This is a genomic window from Ramlibacter tataouinensis TTB310 (genome assembly GCF_000215705.1).
GTDB classification, from domain to species: domain Bacteria; phylum Pseudomonadota; class Gammaproteobacteria; order Burkholderiales; family Burkholderiaceae_C; genus Ramlibacter; species Ramlibacter tataouinensis.
In genome coordinates this window covers 1,087,708-1,105,122 of sequence record NC_015677.1, presented here as the reverse complement: position 1 = coordinate 1,105,122, position 17,415 = coordinate 1,087,708, and the positions used below count along the sequence as shown (strand labels likewise).

The window sequence follows — 17,415 nt, the reverse complement described above, 5'->3', positions numbered from 1 at the left end:
CCGCCCGCCTACAAGGTGAGGACGGTGGCCGGCATATCCAGTCCCTTGATCTTGTCGGCGGCCTTGTCGGCCTCGTTGCGGCTGGAAAACGGCCCCACCCGCACCCGGATGCGCCGGCCGTCCTTGGTGTCGGCCACATGGGTGTAGGTCTTCAGGCCCATCTTCTCGACCTTCAGGCGCGCCTCGCGCGCCTTGGCGGCGTTGGCGAAAGCGCCGACCTGCACCACGAAGCGGCCGTCGGCGGCGGCTTCGGCCGCCTTGCCGTCCGGCACGGCGCGCGCCTTGGAAGTCTCTTCGACCGATGGCGCCTTGGCCACGGCGGCCGCGGGTGCCGCCGGCTTGGGCGGCTCCGTCTCCTTGGCGGCGCCCGGTCCCGGGTCCGCCTGGGCGGTCGCCGGCTTGCGGCCGGTGTCCGCCTCGGACGAAGGCATGGCGGCCGAAGCGCTGGCCGTCGGCGCCAGGGGCGCCACAGGCGCCGCCGGCAAGGGCGGGGTCTTGCCGCGGTCGGGGATCTCGATCGGGATGTCCACGGCCACAGGCCGCGGCCGGGTGTCGAACAAAAGGGGGAAGCCGATCACGCCCGCCAGCACCAGCACCGCGGCGCCGATCAGGCGGTGCCGGGCGCGCCGGCGCATCGCCTCGACGCTTTCGGGCTGGTGGTGGGCCACCGGCTCGTCGCCACCCTTGCGGAACTTGAAGAAGGCCATGAAAGCGCGTGCCCGTAGGGATTCAGGTCCGCAGGTGCTGGGCCTGCAACCGGGGCAGCCCGGCCTCCAGAACGCCACCCACCGTGAAGAAGGAACCGAAGACCAGGATTCTATCAGCGGGGTCCGCCGCGGCCATCGCCGCCGCCAGTGCCGCCGGCGGGCTGTCGTGCGTGCGGGCGGCGGCATCCCGGCGCGTGTTCAGCGCCTGCCAGCGCGAGTGCAGCTGCACCGCGCGCTCGGCCCGCGGCGTGGGCAGGTCGGTGAAGTACCAGCGGTCCACCAGCGGCAGCATCTTGCCCAGCATGGGGTCCAGGTCCTTGTCGGCCATGGCGCCGAACACCGCATGGGTGGTGGGATAGAAGCCCATGGCGTCGAGGTTGGCCGCCAGCGCCGCGACCGAGTGCGGATTGTGGGCCACGTCCAGCACCAGCACCGGCTGGCCGGGCACGATCTGGAAGCGCCCGGGCAGCTCCACCATCGCCAGCCCGTTGCGCACCGCCTGGGCCGTGACCGGCAGGCGCTCGCGCAGGGCCGCCAGGGCGGCCAGCACGCCCGAGGCGTTGATCAACTGGTTGGCGCCGCGCAGCGCCGGATAGGCCAGGCCGGGATAGCGCCGGCCGCGGCCGGCCCAGCCCCACTGCAGCTTGTCGCCGGAAAAATTGAAGTCGCGCCCCAGCAGCCACAGGTCGGCCCCCAGCTCGGTCGCCCGGTCGATCACGCTGCGCGGCGGCACTGGGTCGCTCACCACGGCCGGACGGCCGGCGCGCAGGATGCCGGCCTTCTCGCGGCCTATGCTCTCGCGGTCGTCGCCCAGCCAGGCCTGGTGGTCCAGGTCGATGCTGGTGATGACGGCGCAGTCGGGGTCGATCACGTTGACCGCGTCCAGCCGGCCGCCCAGCCCCACCTCCAGGATGGCCACGTCCAGGTCCGATTCGGCCATCAGGCCGAGGATGGCCAGGGTGGTGAACTCGAAGTAGGTGAGCGAGGTGCCCTGGCGCGCGGCCTCGACCCGGGCGAAGTGCGGCACCAGCCGCTCCGCCTGCGCCGCCTCGCCGCCCAGGCGGCAGCGCTCCTCGAAGCGCACCAGGTGCGGCGAGGTGTAGGCGCCGGTGCGCCAGCCGGCCTGCAGCGCGATCGCTTCCAGCATCGCGCAGGTCGAGCCCTTGCCGTTGGTGCCGGCCACCGTGATCACCGGGCAGGAAAAGCGCAGCCCCATGCGCCCGGCCACCGCGCCCACCCGCTCCAGCCCCATCTCGATGGCTGCGGGATGCAGTCGCTCGCAGTGCGCGAGCCAGTCTTGCAAGGTCTCCATGGGCGGCATTGTCCCCGGGAACTATGATGAGCCGCCATGAGCATCGTGGTCTATGGCATCCCGAACTGCGACACCGTGAAGAAGGCGCGCCAGTGGCTGGCCGGGCGCGGCGTCGAGCACCGCTTCCACGACTTCAGGAAGGACGGCGTGCCGGGCGAGCGGCTGGCCGCCTGGGTGGTCGAGCTCGGCTGGGAGGCCCTGGTCAACCGCCGAGGCACCACCTGGCGCAAGCTGGACGCGGCCGACCAGCAGCGGGTGGCCGACGCGGCGTCGGCGCGGGCCCTGATGGCGCGCGAGCCCAGCGTCATCAAGCGCCCGGTGGTCGAGTGGGGCGCGGCCACCACGGTCGGCTTCGACCCGGCGGCCTGGGACGCGCTGGCGCCCCGCTGAACGCCAACTTTTACCCATCCTTTACCCGTCGAGCTACCTTGATCGGCCCGGCTTGCCTAAAATTTGGCCATCCAGCCATGCAGTGGAGCGCGCCATGAAAAAGTCCGTGTACTTACTCGCCCTGGGCGGCCTGGCCGCCACGGCCGCCGGCGCCCAGGAGGTGGGCCGGGTGATCTCCAGCATTCCCGTGATCCAGCAGGTCGCCGTGCCGCGCCAGGTCTGCTCGCAGCAGCCGGTCGTGGTGCAGCAGCAGCCCTCCGGCGCCGGCGCGCTGATGGGCGCCATCGCCGGCGGTGCCATGGGCAATGCGATCGGCGACGGCACGGGCCGCGCCGTGGCCACCGCCATCGGCGTGCTGGGCGGCGCCGTGCTGGGCAACCGCGTCGAAGGCACCGGCTCGGAGGTGCACAACTACCAGCAGTGCAGCACTCAGACCTACTACGAGAACCGCGCGGTGGCCTACAACGTCACCTACGAGTACGCGGGCAGGCAGTACACGGTGCAGATGCCGCAGGACCCGGGCCCGACGGTGCAGCTGCAGGTCACGCCGGTGGGCGCCGCCGCGCCCCAGCAGCCGGCCTACTCCGCGCCCGCGCCGCTGACGCAGGCCCCGCCGGCGCCGGCCACCATCATCCGCGAGGTGGTCACGGTGCCGGCGCCGGTGGTCTACCAGCACGCCTACTACCCGCGGCCGTACTACTACCCGCCCGTGGGCATCTCGCTCAATTTGGGCTACCACCGCGGCCACCGCCACCATCGCCACTGGCGCCATTGAGGCCCCCGCCACAGACGGGGTCCCGGCGCACTTACACCTGCGGCGTCTGAAGCAGCGGTCCCTTGAACAGGATGGGGCCGGTCGGCCCGCTTCCCGGCGGCACCCCGCCCCTGGGCTCCAGCGAGACGGCCAGCGCCGGCACCTCGCGCACCTGGTTCTCGGCGGCCGGCAGGCGGACCACCGCTCCCCCGTCCAGCACGCCCAGCGAGCGCGGCCCGCCCGAGGGCGGCAGCGCCCACAGCTCCAGCGACTTGTCGGCGCCGACCTGGATCGGCGCGACGTGCTTGAGGGTGAGTGCGTTGTGGCGCGGATCGAAGGTCACCAGGATGGACGCCGAGGCCTTGTCGTCGGCCAGCACGGCCACGTACTGGATGTGGGGCGTGGCCCGCAGCTGGGCGTTCTCGCGCACCAGCTGCTCGGCGCGGCCGCCGGCCTGTGCCAGCTGCGCATCCTGCACCTGCACCTGCCGGCCCAGGTTGAGCCCCACGGCCACGGCGACCACGGTGGCGGCAACGCCGGCCAGCGCCGCGCCGCGCCACCAGCCGAGGCCGCGCCTGAGCTTGTCCAGCATGGCGGTCTCCTGTAATACGGATGCGGTGCCCCGGGCCTGGGCCGCGACCAGGTTCTCGATGCGCTTCCAGACGTTGGGGCTGGGGGCCTCCACGTGCTGCAGCTCGGTCATGGAGGCGAAGCGCTCCTGCCACAGCAGCGCGGCGGCACGCACCGTGACGCTCTGGCGCGCCAGGGATTCGAATCGCCGGCGCGCCCCGCCGCGCAGCGTGCCCAGGGCATAGGCCGCCGCCAGGCGGTCCAGCAGTTCGGGATGGTCGATCAGGTTCATCGCGGTCCCTTCAGGCGAAACGGCCCATGCAACCGCGCAGCTGGTCCAGCCCGCGGCGGATCCAGGTCTTTACCGTGCCCAGCGGCAGCTTGAGCTGCTGCGCCAGCTCGCTGTGGCTGAGGTCGCGCAGGTAGGCCAGGCTGACCACCTCGCGCTGGCGGCTCTCCAGCTTGCGCAGGCACTCGTGCAGGGCCCAGGCCTGCTCGCTGGCCTGGCTGGTGTCCATCGGGTTGGGCGAGTCGCCGGCCACGGTCTCGGCGATCACGTCGTCCAGCTCCAGCGCGGCGTCGGCCCGCTCGCTGGCGCGGCGGCGCAGGAAATCCAGGGCCCGGCTGCGCACGATCACGCCCATCCAGGCCATCGGCGGGCTGAGCGCCGCCCGGTAGTCGCCGGCGATGCGCCAGATGTTCAGGTAGGTCTCCTGCAGCACGTCCTCGGCCCATTCGCGGTTGCCCACCACCCGCAGTGCCACGCCGTACAGCTTGGATGAGGTGCTGTCGTACAGGGCCCGCAGCGCGGCCTCGCTGTCCGCGGCGCGGCCGGCCGCCGCCGCGCGGGCGGCGATGCGGTCGATCAGTGCGATCAGCTGTTGGTCTTGAAGGTCGTATGCCATGGCGGCGGATTGTCGGGCTTGCTGGTCTTTACGCAAACCGCGGGCCTTTGGATTCGTTGGTCCCGGGAGACTGTCGGGCCAGCGCCTAAAATCGCCGGCTTTCCTTCTTCACGGCGCGAGCAGCGGCAGCCCATGACCACCGACAAGATCGACGGCGCGACCGTCACCACCCAGGCCAACGTGTATTTCGACGGCAGATGCGTGAGCCACGGCCTGGTGCTGGCCGACGGCAGCCGCAAGTCGGTGGGCGTGATCCTTCCCTCCACCCTCACCTTCACCACCGGCGCGCCCGAGGTGATGGAATGCGTGGCCGGCAGCTGCGAGTGGCGGCTGGCGGGCACCGAAGCCTGGGCATCCAGCCGGGCCGGCGAGAAGTTCAGCGTGCCGGGCAACGCCAGGTTCGAGATCCGGGTGGCGCAGGCCTACCACTACATCTGCCATTTCGGCTGAACGCAAGGACCGCCATGGCCACCATCCTGCAGAACCTCCCCATCGGCCAGAAGGTCGGCATCGCCTTCTCCGGCGGCCTGGACACCAGCGCCGCCCTGTTGTGGATGAAGAAGAAGGGCGCCGAGCCCTACGCCTACACCGCCAACCTGGGCCAGCCCGACGAGCCCGACTACGACGCGATCCCGCGCAAGGCGCTGCAGTACGGGGCGAAGATCGCCCGCCTGGTCGATTGCCGCCGCCAGCTGGCGCAGGAGGGCATCGCCGCGCTGCAGGCCGGCGCCTTCCACATCTCCACGGCCGGCGCCACCTACTTCAACACCACGCCGCTGGGCCGCGCCGTGACCGGCACCATGCTGGTGGCCGCGATGAAGCAGGACGACGTCCACATCTGGGGCGACGGCTCGACCTTCAAGGGCAACGACATCGAGCGCTTCTACCGCTACGGCCTGCTCACCAACCCCTCGCTCAAGATCTACAAGCCCTGGCTGGACCAGGCCTTCATCGACGAGCTGGGCGGGCGCAAGGAGATGAGCGAGTTCCTGATCGCCAACGGCTTCGACTACAAGATGTCGGTGGAGAAGGCGTATTCCACCGACTCCAACATGCTGGGCGCCACCCACGAGGCCAAGGACCTGGAGCACCTCCATTCCGGCATCCGCATCGTCAACCCGATCATGGGCGTGGCCTTCTGGAAGGATGCCGTCGCGGTCAAGGCCGAGGAGGTCAGCGTGCGCTTCGAGGACGGCCAGCCCGTCGCTCTCAACGGCAAGGCCTTCGACGACCCGGTGGCGCTGATCCTGGAGGCCAACCGCATCGGCGGCCGGCATGGCCTGGGCATGAGCGACCAGATCGAGAACCGCATCATCGAGGCCAAGAGCCGCGGAATCTACGAGGCGCCCGGCCTGGCGCTGCTGCACATCGCCTACGAGCGGCTGGTCACCGGCATCCACAACGAGGACACCATCGAGCAGTACCGCGACAACGGCCGCAAGCTGGGCCGCCTGCTGTACCAGGGCCGCTGGTTCGACCCGCAGGCCATCATGCTGCGCGAGGCCGCCCAGCGCTGGGTGGCGCGCGCGGTCACCGGCGAGGTGACGCTGGAGCTGCGCCGCGGCAACGACTACTCGATCCTCAACACCGAAAGCCCCAACCTCACCTACGCGCCGGAACGCCTGTCGATGGAGAAGGTCGAGGATGCGCCCTTCTCGCCGCTGGACCGCATCGGCCAGCTCACATTGCGCAACCTCGACATCGTGGACACGCGCGGCAAGCTGGGCATCTACAGCCAGGCCGGGCTGCTGTCGCTGGGCGGCGGCGCGGCCCTGCCCACGCTGCAGGACGGCGAGGGCGACAAGCGCTGAGCCAGGGTGTAGGCCTGCACTGACCGCAGGCGTGGCCGCCGGCCGCTGGCGCTGCGGCCCGCCCTCTCCTAACTTCGAGCTTGTTCGAAATAAGGAGAACACCATGTTCCGCAAGCTCGTGCTTTTCGCCATCACGTCCGGCCTGGCCAAGAAGGCCTGGGACGCCTACCAGCAGAAAAACGCCATGGCCTCGAGCGGCTCGTCGCCGTCCGGCGGCCGCATGAGCGCCGGCGGCGCCAGCCGCAGGACCGCGATGCGCGCGCCGCGCGCCGAATCCAAGCCGGATGCCAGCTGAGGCGGCGCCTAAACGACCACCGGCTCGGGCTCCAGCCGGATGCCGAAACGCTCGTAGACGCTGGTCTGGATGGCGCGCGCCAGGGTGACGACCTCGCCCCCGGTGGCGCCGCCCCGGTTGACCAGCACCAGCGCCTGCTTCTCGTAGACGCCGGCATTGCCCACCGACTTGCCCTTCCAGCCGCAGGCGTCGATCAGCCAGCCGGCCGCCAGCTTCACGCTGCCGTCGGGCATGGGGTAGTGGACGATGCCCGGCTCGCGGGCGATGATGTCGGTGCACTGCTCGGGCGTGACCGTCGGGTTCTTGAAGAAGCTGCCGGCGTTGCCCAGCACCCGCGGGTCGGGCAGCTTGCCGGCGCGGATGGCGCACACCCAGTCGAAGATCTGCCGCGGCGTGGGCTCGCGCACACCCGCCTCGGCCCGCTTGCGTTCCAGGTCCAGGTAGCCGAGCACCGGCTTCCAGGGTTTGGGCAGCCGGAAGCGCACGCGCAGGATCAGCGCCCGGCCGGCCAGGCCCATGCCGCGAGGCATGCCGCCGGACGCTTCGCCGTCCTTCGGCGGCGCGTGCTTGAACACCGAGTCGCGGTAGCCGAAGGCGCACTGGGCGGCGTCCAGCGTGAAAACCCGGCCGGTGGCCAGGTCGATGGCGTCCAGCGACTCGAAGCGGTCTTGGGTCTCGACGCCGTAGGCGCCCACGTTCTGCACCGGGGAGGCGCCCACCGTGCCCGGGATCAGGGCCAGGTTCTCCAGGCCGGGGAAGCCCTGGTCCAGCGTCCAGCGGACGAACTCGTGCCAGTTCTCGCCGGCGCCGGCCTCGATGATGGTGGCGCGCGGTCCGTCGTCGACCACGCGCCGGCCGGTCACCTCCACTTTCAGCACCAGCGGCCTCACGTCGCCGGTCAGCACGATGTTGCTGCCGCCGCCCAGGACGAACTTGGGTTGCGCCGCCCGCCCGGCGTCCGCCAGCAGGGCGAGCACGTCCGCTTCGGAGCGCACGCGCACCAGCTCGCGGGCCTTGGCCACGATGCCGAAGCTGTTGTACGCCTGCAGGGGTACGTTTTGCTCGACGATCATGGGAGAATTGTCGCTCAGCGAACAGGGACCGGGAGCTTTCCAATGCCGTCTTTCGACACCGTCTGCGAACCCAACATGGTGGAGGTCAAGAACGCCGTCGACAACACCGCCAAGGAGATCGCCACGCGCTTCGACTTCAAGGGCACTTCTGCGGCCATCGAGATCAAGGACAAGGACATCACCCTGCTCGGCGACGCCGACTTCCAGCTGCAGCAGGTCGAGGACATCCTGACCGGCAAGCTGGCCAAGCGCAACGTGGACGTGCGCTTCCTGGACAAGGGCAAGGTCGAGAAGATCGGCGGCGACAAGGTCAAGCAGGTGGTCAAGGTGCGCAGCGGCATCGAGTCCGAGGCCGCCAAGAAGATCCAGAGGCTGATCAAGGACAGCAAGCTCAAGCTGCAGGCCGCCATCCAGGGCGACGCGGTGCGGGTCACCGGCGCCAAGCGCGACGACCTGCAGGCCGCCATGGCGCTGATCCGAAAGGACGTGGCCGACCTGCCGCTCTCCTTCAACAACTTCCGCGATTGATGCGGGCCGCCCTTTCCTGGCTCCTGCTGCTGCTGGCACCCGCCGGCGCTGCCTGGGCGCAGCCGGTGGCCCTGCAAGGCATGCTGGGCAGCAAGGCCCTGCTGATCGTGGATGGCGGGACGCCCAAGAGCGTCGCGCCCGGCCAGGAGCACCAGGGCGTCAAGGTGGTGTCCACCTCCGGCGACCAGGCGGTGGTGGAGATAGCCGGCAAGCGCCACCTGCTGCGCGTGGGCGACGCGCCGGCCAGCGTGGGCGCGGGCGGCGGCGGTGCGCGCGGCAACCGGATCGTGCTGACGGCCGGCAGCAACGGCCATTTCCTGAGCCAGGGCACCATCAACGGCCGCGCGGTGCAGTTCATGGTGGATACCGGGGCCTCGGCCGTCAGCCTCAGCGCCGCCGATGCCGAGCGCGTGGGCCTGAACTACCGGGCCGGGCGGCCGGTGCAAATGAGCACGGCCAACGGCACGTCCCAGGGCTACCTGCTCAAGCTGTCCTCGGTGCGCCTCGGCGACGTGGAGCTGTACGAGGTCGACGCGGTGGTGTCGCCCCAGCCCATGCCCTACGTGCTGCTGGGCAACAGTTTCCTGAGCCGCTTCCAGATGAAGCGCGACAACGACCAGATGGTGCTGGAACGCCGGTTCTGATGCCCGAGCCTTCCGACCAGGACAGCGCGGCATCCGCTGCCGGGGCGCCGGCCGACACCTCGGCCCTGGGCCCGCTGCGCGCGCCGGTGTTCCGCATGCTCTGGTTCACCTGGCTGGCGGCCAACACCACGATGTGGATGAACGACGTGGCCGCCGCCTGGCTGATGACCTCGCTGGCGCCCTCGCCGCTGTGGGTGGCCTTGGTGCAGTCGGCTTCCACCCTGCCGGTGTTCCTGCTGGGCCTGCCCAGCGGCGCGCTGGCCGACATCCTGGACCGGCGCCGCTACTTCATGGTGACCCAGTTCTGGGTCGCCGGCATCGCTTCGGTGCTGTGCATCGCCGTGCTGCTGGGCTGGATGAACGCGCCGCTGCTGCTGGCGCTGACCTTCGCCAACGGCGTCGGCCTGGCCATGCGCTGGCCGGTGTTCGCCGCCATCATCCCCGAGGTGGTGCCGCGGCCCCAGCTGCCGCAGGCGCTGGCGCTCAACGGCGTGGCGATGAACGGCTCGCGCATCATCGGCCCGCTGGTGGCCGGCGCCATCATCGCCGCCGCCGGCAGCGCCTGGGTGTTCGTGCTCAACGCGGTGCTGTCGCTGGTGGCCGGCTTCGTCATCATGCGTTGGCGCCGCGAGCACCGCATCGACCCGCTGGGCCGCGAGCGCCTGGGCAGCGCCATGCGCGTGGGGGTGCAGTTCGTGCGCCAGTCGGCGCGCATGCGCGCCATCCTGCTGCGCATCTCGCTGTTCTTCCTGCATTCCACCGCCCTGCTGGCGCTGCTGCCCCTGGTGGCGCGCGCGCTGCCGGGCGGCGCTGCCGGCACCTTCACGGTGCTGCTGGCGTCCATGGGCGCCGGGGCCATCCTGGCCGCGCTGCTGATGCCGCGCATCCGCAAGCTGATGGCCCTGCAGCGCCTGGTGCTCACCGGCACGGCGATGCAGGCCGCCTGCGCGGTGGCAACGGCCTACGCGCCCAGCGTCGGGATGGCGGTGCCGGCCATGTTCCTCTCCGGCATGGCCTGGATCACGGTGGCCAACTCGCTCACGGTGGCGGCGCAGATGGCGCTGCCCGACTGGGTGCGCGCGCGCGGTATGTCCATTTACCAGATGGCGCTGATGGGAGCGACCGCGCTGGGCGCCGCGCTCTGGGGCCAGCTCGCCACCTGGACCAGCATCCACCACAGCCTGGCGGTCTCGGCCGCCTCGGGCGTGGTGCTGATGGCGCTGGTGCAGTGGCGCGTGGCCGACCGCGGCACCGAGGAGGACCTGACGCCCGCCCACGTGTTCCAGGTCCCGCAGATCCCGGTGCCGCCGGGTGCCGGCCGCATCCAGATCTGGATCGAGTACCGGATCGACCCGGCGCGCGCCGCCGACTTCGCGGCATTGATGCAGGAAAGCCGCCGCAGCCGGCTGCGCCAGGGCGCGCTCGACTGGCAGCTGCTGCACGACCTGTCCGAGCCCGGCCGCTACGTCGAGCAGATCACCGACGAGTCCTGGACCGAGCACCTGCGCCGCTTCGACCGCGTCACCGCGGCCGACGCGCAGCTGCGCGACCGGCGGCTGTCGTTCCACCTGCCCCAGGAGCCGCCGCGCGTCACGCGTTTCCGCGTGGAGCGCTGAAGGCGCTCAGCCCGCCGTGGCCCGGGACCGGATGTCCTGCAGCAGCCGGTCCAGGCGCCCGATCTCGACCGGCTTGGTGAGGTGATGGTCGAAGCCGGCCTGCGCCGAGCGCCGCTGGTCGCCTTCGCTGCCCCAGCCGGTCAGCGCCACCAGGACGCATTCGCCGCCGGCCGGGCCGGCGCGCAGCCGCTGCGCCAGCTCGTAGCCGCTCATGCCGGGCAGCCCGATGTCGAGCAGCGCGCAGTCGGGAGCGAAACCGCCCAGGACTTCCAGCGCCCGCTCGCCGGAGTGCGCCGTCCGCGTCGAGTGGCCCTGGATCTCCAGCAGGCTGGCCAGGGATTCCGCGGCATCGACGTTGTCGTCCACCACCAGGATGCGCAGGCCGGCGGCGCTGCCGGCGCCACTGCCGGCGCCGCTCCAGGCAGCGGCGTCGGCTTCCTGCGGCCCGGCCAGCTCCACCCCGGTCGCGGCCGCGGGCAGCGCCAGGGTGAAGGTGCTGCCGTGGCCCAGGCCGGCGCTGTGCGCCACCACCGTGCCGCCGTGCATCTCCACCAGCTGCTTGACCAGGGCCAGGCCGATGCCCAGCCCGCCCTGCGCCCGCTGAAGGTTGCGGCTTTCCTGGGAGAACATGTCGAACACCTTGGGCAGCATGTCCGGCGCGATGCCGGCGCCGTTGTCGCTGACGCTGACCACGACCTGGCCGTCGCGCGAGGACGCCGCCAGCTCGATGCGCCCGCCCTCCGGTGTGTACTTGGCCGCGTTGTTGATCAGGTTGCCGATGACCTGGGACAGCCGGGTGCGGTCGGCCTCGACGCAAAGCGGCTCCGGGGACAGCGACACCTGCAGGCCATGGCCGCTTGCCTCGATCAAGGGACGGCAGCTCTCCAGCGCAGTCTCGACGGCGTCGCGTACATCCGTGCGCTCCGTGCGCAGCTGGACCTTGCCGGTGCTGATGCGCGAGATGTCCATCAGGTCGTCGACCAGCCGCACCATGTGCCCGAGCTGGCGCTCCATCATGTGCAAGGTCTTGTCCTGCGCCTCGGGTGGCCCCGGCCGGTGCAGCAGGCTCAGTCCCGTGCGGATCGGGGCCAGCGGGTTGCGCAGCTCGTGCGCGAGCACCGCCAGGAACTCGTCCTTGTGCCGGTCCTGCTCGCGCAGGCGCTCCTCCGAGGCCTTCATCTCGGTGACGTCGCGGGTGGTGCCGGCCACCGCCTCGACGCGCCCGTCCGGGCCGAAGACCGGGACGAAGATGTAGTCGTAGATGCGGCGGCCGAAGCTGCCCGAGAACGGGACCTGGCCGCGCACCGGCTGGCCGGTGGCCTTGACCTGCTCGATCTCGCGATCGTGCAGCTGCGCGTGCCAGGGCTCATAGCCCAGCTCCAGGCAGGTCTTGCCGATGGCCTCGTCCCAGCTGCGGCCCCACATCCTGAGCAGCACCTCGTTGGCGTAGATGAACCGGTGCTCCAGGTCGAACACATAGGCCAGGTCGGGCGTGTTGGACAGGATGGTCTCGTACAGGCGCTTGCGCTGTTCGGACGCGGCCGTGACCTGGTCCAGCTCGTGGCGCGAGCGCCGTGCCTCGGCCAGCGCCGCCTCGGTGGCCCGTATGCGGTCCTGCGTGTCCAGGTGCATGCCGATCAGCTGGGCGAACAGCTTGAACATGCCGACCACGCCGGGCGCCTGCACGCGGGCCGGACGCGGGTCGATGGCGCACAGGTGCCGAAGAACTCGCCGTTGCGCCGGTAGATGGGCATGGAGATGTAGCTGCGGAACCCGTACCTCTGCGGCGTGGGATGACCGCCGTACCGGGCATCCTGCGGCACGTCGTCGATGACGATGGCCTCGCCGTGGCAGCGGATTTCGTTGCACAGGGTGGTTTCCACCTGCAGTTCGCCGCCGACCTTCAGCCCGAACTCGATCTCGTCGCCCACGGCGCAGCACACCCACCGCTCGTCCGTCACCCGTGCCACGGCCACGAAGCCCATGCCGGTGGTCCGTGCCGCGACCTCCAGGATCAGCGGTACCGCATCCAGGCGGGCCACGGCTTCCAGGTCGTGCTGCAGCGGGTCATGTGCCATGGCACGAGTTTATCGGCCCAAGTGCCGGGACAATCCTGACCGAGCCATGCAGACCCGCCACTTCCTCCAGCTCATCTTCCTGTCGGCGCTGTGGGGAGGTTCCTTCCCGCTGATCCGGATCGCCAGCCCCGCGTTCGGCCCGCTCGGCCTGGCCGGCATCCGCTGCGCCCTGGCCGCCGTGGTGCTCGCCCTGCTGATGCGCCTGCTGCGCCAGCGCTGGCCCGCAGGCGGCGCCGGAAGCTGGTGGCGCCTGGCCCTGCTGGGCCTGCTGACCGTGGTCTCGCCCTTCGTGCTGTTCAACTGGGCGGGCCTGGTGCTGCCGGCCGGCTATTCGGCCGTGCTCAACGCCACCGCGCCGCTGTTCGGCATCCTGGCGGCCGCGGCCCTGGGCGAGGAGCGCCTGACGGCGCGCCGGCTGGCGGGCTGCGCGGTGGGTTTCGCCGGCGTGGCGCTGCTGGTGCGGCTGGGGCCGGTCGCGCCCGACGCCCGCGTGGTGCTGGCCGCGCTGGCCTGCACCGTCGCCGCGGCCAGCTACGGCGTGGGCGCGATCTTCATGAAGCGCGCCACGCTGGCGCACCAGCCCTTGCCCGCCTCGGCCGCCGTGCACCTGGCCGCGGCGCTGGTGCTGCTGCTGCCCGCGGCGGCGGGTGCCGGGCGCATGCAGCCCACGCCCGGCGCGCTGCTCGCAGTGGCGGTGCTGGGCACCATCACGTCCGGCTTCATGTACTGGGTCAGCATGCGCCTGATGCGCGAGATCCCGGCCAGCGCGGCCACCTCCTCGGCCTTCATGATCCCGCTGTTCGGCGTGACCTGGGGCGCGCTGTTCCTGGGCGAGCCGGTCACGGCCGGCATGCTGCCGGGGTGCGTGCTGGTGCTGGCGGCCACCGCGCTGGTGACGGGGTTCAATCCGTTTCGGCGGTCCTCGCTCAGTGCAATGCCCGCCCCAGCGCCCGCAGGGCCGCCTCCTGCACCGCCTCCCCCAGCGTCGGATGCGCATGGACGATCCCAGCCACGTCCTCCAGCCGCGCCCCCATCTCGATCGCATAGCTGAACGCCGCCGCCAGCTCCGACACGCCCCGGCCCACCGCCTGCCAGCCCAGGACCATGTGGTTGTCGCGGCGCGCGAGCACGCGCACGAACCCCTCGCCGCCTTCCATGCTCAGCGAACGGCCGTTGGCCGCGAACGGGAACGTCGCCGACAGCGTCTCGATGCCGGCCTCGGCCGCCTGCGCAGCCGTCCGGCCCACGGCCACCACCTCGGGATCGGTGAAGCAGACGGCAGGGATGGCCAGCGGCTCGAAGCGGCGCTTGTGGCCGGCGATGGCCTCGGCCACCACCTCGCCCTGTGCCATGGCCCGGTGCGCCAGCATGGGCTCGCCGGTCAGGTCGCCGATGGCCCAGACGTTGCGCATGGAAGTGCGGCACTGCGCATCCACCCGGACCGCGCGCCCGGCCATGTCCAGCCGCAGCGATTCCAGGCCGAAGCCCTCGGCGCGGGGACGGCGGCCCACCGCGGCGAGGACGCGGTCCGCCGGCAGCACGAACTCGTCGGCCTGGGCGCTGCGCACGCGCAAGGCCCGGCCGTCCTGCGCCAGACCCTCGGCCTTGCAGCCCAGGTGCAGCGTCACGCCCATGCGCCTGAGCGAGGCCTGCAGCACCTGGCCCAGCGCCTCGTCGTAGGTCGGCAGCACGCGGTCCGCAACCTCGACGATGGCCACCTCGGCCCCCAGCTTGCGCCACGCCATGCCCAGCTCCAGGCCGATGTAGCCCGCGCCCACCACCACCAGGTGGCGCGGCACCTCGGGCAGGGCCAGGGCCTCGGTGGAGGACAGCACCGGGCCGCCGAACGGCAGCTGTGGCAGCGCCACCGGCACCGAGCCGGTGGCCAGCAGCAGGTGCTCGCAGCGGATGCGCAGCGGCTCCTCGTCCGGCACTTCCACCGTGGCGGTCTTGCCGTCCTCAAGGCGCGCCCAGCCGCGCACCACCTGCACGCCGGCCTTCTTCAGCAGCGCGCCCACGCCGCCGGTGAGCCTGGCAACCACCGAGTCCTTCCAGCGATGCGTCTGGCCCAGGTCCAGCCGGGGCGGCTGCAGTTGGATGCCGATGCGGCCGCCGGCGGCCGAGCGGCGTGCGCTGTCGAACTCCTCGGCCACGTGGATCAGGGCCTTGGACGGGATGCAGCCGATGTTCAGGCAGGTGCCGCCCAGCCGGTCGCCCTCGACCAGGGTGGTGGCGATGCCCAGCTGCGCCGCGCGCAGCGCCGCCACATAGCCGCCGGGACCGCCGCCGACCACCAGCAGCGTCGTGCTCCTGCTCTTCATGTCTCCCTCACTCCACGAACAGCAGCGCCGGTGTTTCCAGCAGCGCGCGGATGGCCTGGATGAACTGCGCCGCCTCCATGCCGTCCACCACGCGGTGGTCGAACGAGGACGACAGGTTCATCAGCTGGCGCGCGACCACCGCGCCGCCGCGCAGCACCGGCCGCTCGACGATGCGGTTGACGCCGATGATGGCCACCTCGGGATGGTTGATCACCGGGGTGGTGACGATGCCGCCCAGCGGGCCCAGGCTGCTGATGGTGAGGGTGGAACCGCCCAGCTCGTCACGGCTCGCCTTGCCGTCGCGGGCCGCCTGGGCCAGGCGCGCGATCTCGCGCGCGCAGGCCCAGGGATCCAGGGCTTCGGCATGGCGGATCACCGGCACCAGCAGGCCGGCGTCGGTCTGGGTCGCCATGCCCAGGTGCACCGGCGCATGGCGCGTGACCACGCCGGCGTCGTCGTCGAAGCGCGCGTTCATCTGCGGGAAGTCGGCGACGGCCAGCACCACGGCGCGGGCCAGCAGCGGCAGCAGGGTGAGCTTGCCGCGCCCGGCGGCATACCGCTTGTTGAGCGCGGCGCGCAGCGCCTCCAGCTCGGTGACGTCCACCTCCTCCACGTAGCTGAAGTGCGGGATGCGGCGCTTGGCCTCCTGCATCTTCTGCGCGATCCTGCGGCGCAGGCCGATGACGGGGATGGCCTCCTCGCCGTGGCGCTGCGCCCAGGCCGATTCCGGGCGGGACGCGACCGACGACTGCCCGCGCGAAGCCAGGTAGACGTCCAGGTCCTCGTGCGTGATCCGGCCGGCCGGGCCGCTGCCGTGCACGAAGCGCAGCTCGATGCCCAGCTCCCAGGCCCGGCTGCGCACCGCCGGCGAGGCGATGGGGCGCTCGCCGGGGGCGCGCTGGATGGGCTGGGCCGTGGCGGCGGGCACAGGATTCGCAGGCTGCACAGACCTGGGCGCTCCACTGCCCTTGTCAGCAGGAGGAAGCGCCGGAGCTCCCTCCCTACTGACCATGGCCTCACGCGCGCCGGCCGCGCTGGCCGCAGCCACTGCCTGAGCCTTCACGTTGCCCTCGCCTTGCACCTCCAGCCGGATCAGCTCCGCGCCCACGGCCATCAGCTCGCCGGGCTGGCCGCCCAGTTCCAGCACCGTGCCGGCCACCGGGGAGGGGATCTCCACCGTGGCCTTGTCCGTCATCACGTCGGCCAGGACCTGGTCCTCGGCCACCGCGTCGCCGGGCCGGACGCGCCATTCCACCAGCTCCACCTCGGCGATGCCCTCGCCGATGTCGGGCATCTTGATCGTGTACTGCCCCATGTCAGGCCCTTCCCTCTTGTTCCAGCACGCGCCGCAAGGCCGCGCCCACCCGGTCCGGTCCCGGGAAGTAGGCCCATTCCTGGGCGTGCGGGTAGGGCGTGTCCCAGCCGGCGACGCGCTCGATCGGCGCCTCCAGGTGGTAGAAGCAGTGCTCCTGCACCAGCGCCGCCAGCTCGGCGCCGAAGCCGCTGGTGCGCGTCGCTTCATGCACGATGACGCAGCGGCCAGTCTTCTTCACCGAGGCGACCACGGTGTCCAGGTCCATGGGCCAGATCGAGCGCAGGTCGATGATCTCGGCGTCGATGCCGGTCTCGCGGGCCGCGCATTCCGACACCCAGACCATGGTGCCGTAGGCCAGCACCGTGACCTGGCTGCCGGGGCGGAACACCGCGGCCGATTCCAGCGGCACGCGGTAGTGGCCGGCCGGCACGTTGCCCATCGGGTGCCTGGACCAGGGCACCACCGGGCGGTCGTGGTGGCCGTCGAACGGCCCGTTGTACAGCCGCTTGGGCTCCAGGAAGATCACCGGGTCCTCGCTCTCGATGGCCGAGATCAGCAGGCCCTTGGCGTCGTAGGGATTGCTGGGCATCACGGTGCGCAGGCCGCACACGTGGGTGAACAGCGCCTCGGGGCTCTGGCTGTGGGTCTGGCCGCCGTAGATGCCACCGCCGCAGGGCATGCGCACCGTCAGCGGGCAGGTGAAGTCGGCCGCCGAGCGAAAGCGCAGGCGGGCCGCCTCCGAGACGAGCTGGTCGGCCGCCGGGTAGAAGTAGTCGGCGAACTGGATCTCCGCCACCGGCCGCAGGCCGTAGGCGGCCATGCCCACCGCCACCCCGACGATGCCACCCTCGCTGATGGGGGTGTCGAAGCAGCGGGTCTTGCCGTACTTGGCCTGCAGGCCCTCGGTCACGCGGAACACGCCGCCGAAGTAGCCCACGTCCTGGCCGAACACCACCACCTGGGGGTCGCGTTCCATCATCACGTCCATGGCCGAGCGCAGGGCCTGGATCATGGTCATGGGCTGGGGGGCCGTGTCCGCGGCCTCGATGCGGGCGTCCTGGGTCTTGGTCAGCATGTCAGCCTCCGTAGAGCCGCC

The 17,415-nt window shown here is 71.5% G+C and carries 18 protein-coding genes and 1 pseudogene; 9 read left to right on the top strand and 10 right to left on the bottom strand.

The genetic code is table 11. From position 1 onward, the window contains the following. Positions 1–8: 8 nt before the first annotated feature. Together RTA_RS05465 and folC are read right to left on the bottom strand one after the other, a co-directional pair. The gene (locus tag RTA_RS05465; protein WP_013900385.1) at positions 9–707 is read right to left on the bottom strand and encodes an SPOR domain-containing protein; all 699 of its coding nucleotides are present in this window, start codon (positions 705–707) and stop codon (positions 9–11) included. A gap of 22 nt (positions 708–729) precedes the next feature. Further along, positions 730–2,028, bottom strand: coding sequence for a bifunctional tetrahydrofolate synthase/dihydrofolate synthase (folC, locus tag RTA_RS05460; RefSeq protein WP_013900384.1), 1,299 nt, complete (start codon positions 2,026–2,028; stop codon positions 730–732). Between the two features lie 27 nt (positions 2,029–2,055). On the opposite strand from folC, the gene RTA_RS05455 reads away from it, so the two are divergent. Both RTA_RS05455 and RTA_RS05450 read left to right on the top strand, forming a co-directional pair. Then, positions 2,056–2,409: an ArsC family reductase gene (locus RTA_RS05455; protein ID WP_013900383.1), complete on the top strand. Its 354-nt coding sequence runs from the start codon at positions 2,056–2,058 to the stop codon at positions 2,407–2,409. Positions 2,410–2,503: 94 nt separating this feature from the next. Continuing rightward, positions 2,504–3,184, top strand: coding sequence for a glycine zipper 2TM domain-containing protein (locus RTA_RS05450; RefSeq protein WP_013900382.1), 681 nt, complete (start codon positions 2,504–2,506; stop codon positions 3,182–3,184). A gap of 31 nt (positions 3,185–3,215) precedes the next feature. On the opposite strand, the gene RTA_RS05445 is transcribed toward RTA_RS05450, so the two are convergent. Beyond that, the gene (locus tag RTA_RS05445) at positions 3,216–4,025 is read right to left on the bottom strand and encodes an anti-sigma factor (protein WP_013900381.1); all 810 of its coding nucleotides are present in this window, start codon (positions 4,023–4,025) and stop codon (positions 3,216–3,218) included. Between the two features lie 10 nt (positions 4,026–4,035). Then, positions 4,036–4,638, bottom strand: coding sequence for an RNA polymerase sigma factor (locus RTA_RS05440; RefSeq protein WP_041675077.1), 603 nt, complete (start codon positions 4,636–4,638; stop codon positions 4,036–4,038). 132 nt (positions 4,639–4,770) lie between these two features. Here RTA_RS05440 and ppnP point away from each other — a divergent pair, with 132 nt between their 5' ends. The 3 genes from ppnP (at position 4,771) to RTA_RS05425 (ending at position 6,744) form a co-directional block, all read left to right on the top strand. Continuing rightward, a complete protein-coding gene (gene ppnP / locus RTA_RS05435; protein ID WP_013900379.1) occupies positions 4,771–5,088 on the top strand; it encodes a pyrimidine/purine nucleoside phosphorylase in 318 nt (105 codons plus the stop codon). Positions 5,089–5,102: 14 nt separating this feature from the next. Further along, a complete protein-coding gene (gene argG, locus RTA_RS05430; RefSeq protein ID WP_013900378.1) occupies positions 5,103–6,449 on the top strand; it encodes an argininosuccinate synthase in 1,347 nt (448 codons plus the stop codon). Positions 6,450–6,552: 103 nt separating this feature from the next. Beyond that, positions 6,553–6,744, top strand: a complete 192-nt coding sequence (locus tag RTA_RS05425; RefSeq protein ID WP_013900377.1) for a hypothetical protein — start codon at positions 6,553–6,555, stop codon at positions 6,742–6,744. Positions 6,745–6,752: 8 nt separating this feature from the next. On the opposite strand, the gene murB is transcribed toward RTA_RS05425, so the two are convergent. Then, on the bottom strand, positions 6,753–7,817 hold the full coding sequence (murB, locus tag RTA_RS05420) for a UDP-N-acetylmuramate dehydrogenase (RefSeq protein WP_013900376.1): 1,065 nt from the start codon (positions 7,815–7,817) through the stop codon (positions 6,753–6,755). Between the two features lie 42 nt (positions 7,818–7,859). On the opposite strand from murB, the gene RTA_RS05415 reads away from it, so the two are divergent. Genes RTA_RS05415 through RTA_RS05405 form a run of 3 tightly spaced genes read left to right on the top strand, consistent with a single transcriptional unit; the run spans position 7,860 to position 10,605 of the window. Then, positions 7,860–8,345, top strand: coding sequence for a YajQ family cyclic di-GMP-binding protein (locus RTA_RS05415; RefSeq protein ID WP_013900375.1), 486 nt, complete (start codon positions 7,860–7,862; stop codon positions 8,343–8,345). Then, positions 8,345–8,989 carry a retropepsin-like aspartic protease family protein gene (locus RTA_RS05410; protein WP_041675076.1) on the top strand — a complete coding sequence of 215 codons (645 nt, stop codon included), beginning with the start codon at positions 8,345–8,347 and terminating at the stop codon, positions 8,987–8,989. The genes RTA_RS05415 and RTA_RS05410 overlap by 1 nt, the downstream gene beginning before the upstream one ends. Next, positions 8,989–10,605 (top strand): MFS transporter, encoded by a 1,617-nt coding sequence (locus RTA_RS05405; RefSeq protein ID WP_013900373.1) that lies wholly within the window; start codon positions 8,989–8,991, stop codon positions 10,603–10,605. Before RTA_RS05410 ends, RTA_RS05405 begins: the two co-directional genes overlap by 1 nt. Positions 10,606–10,611: 6 nt before the next feature. Here RTA_RS05405 and RTA_RS05400 read toward each other — a convergent pair whose 3' ends face one another. Together RTA_RS05400 and RTA_RS05395 are read right to left on the bottom strand one after the other, a co-directional pair. Next, on the bottom strand, positions 10,612–12,291 hold the full coding sequence (locus RTA_RS05400; protein WP_049871224.1) for a hybrid sensor histidine kinase/response regulator: 1,680 nt from the start codon (positions 12,289–12,291) through the stop codon (positions 10,612–10,614). Further along, positions 12,243–12,683, bottom strand: a complete 441-nt coding sequence (locus tag RTA_RS05395; protein ID WP_013900371.1) for a GAF domain-containing protein — start codon at positions 12,681–12,683, stop codon at positions 12,243–12,245. The genes RTA_RS05400 and RTA_RS05395 overlap by 49 nt, the downstream gene beginning before the upstream one ends. Here RTA_RS05395 and RTA_RS20115 point away from each other — a divergent pair. Then, positions 12,589–13,569, top strand: a pseudogene (locus RTA_RS20115) (DMT family transporter); the annotation flags it as partial. The gene RTA_RS05395 and the pseudogene RTA_RS20115 overlap by 95 nt on opposite strands. Before the next feature lie 40 nt (positions 13,570–13,609). Here the strand turns inward: RTA_RS20115 and lpdA are convergent. Genes lpdA through RTA_RS05370 form a run of 3 tightly spaced genes read right to left on the bottom strand, consistent with a single transcriptional unit; the run spans position 13,610 to position 17,394 of the window. Further along, positions 13,610–15,004, bottom strand: a complete 1,395-nt coding sequence (lpdA, locus tag RTA_RS05380; RefSeq protein WP_013900369.1) for a dihydrolipoyl dehydrogenase — start codon at positions 15,002–15,004, stop codon at positions 13,610–13,612. Positions 15,005–15,011: 7 nt separating this feature from the next. Continuing rightward, on the bottom strand, positions 15,012–16,319 hold the full coding sequence (locus RTA_RS05375; RefSeq protein ID WP_013900368.1) for a dihydrolipoamide acetyltransferase family protein: 1,308 nt from the start codon (positions 16,317–16,319) through the stop codon (positions 15,012–15,014). A gap of 1 nt (position 16,320) precedes the next feature. After that, positions 16,321–17,394 (bottom strand): alpha-ketoacid dehydrogenase subunit beta, encoded by a 1,074-nt coding sequence (locus RTA_RS05370; RefSeq protein WP_013900367.1) that lies wholly within the window; start codon positions 17,392–17,394, stop codon positions 16,321–16,323. Positions 17,395–17,415: the final 21 nt, after the last annotated feature.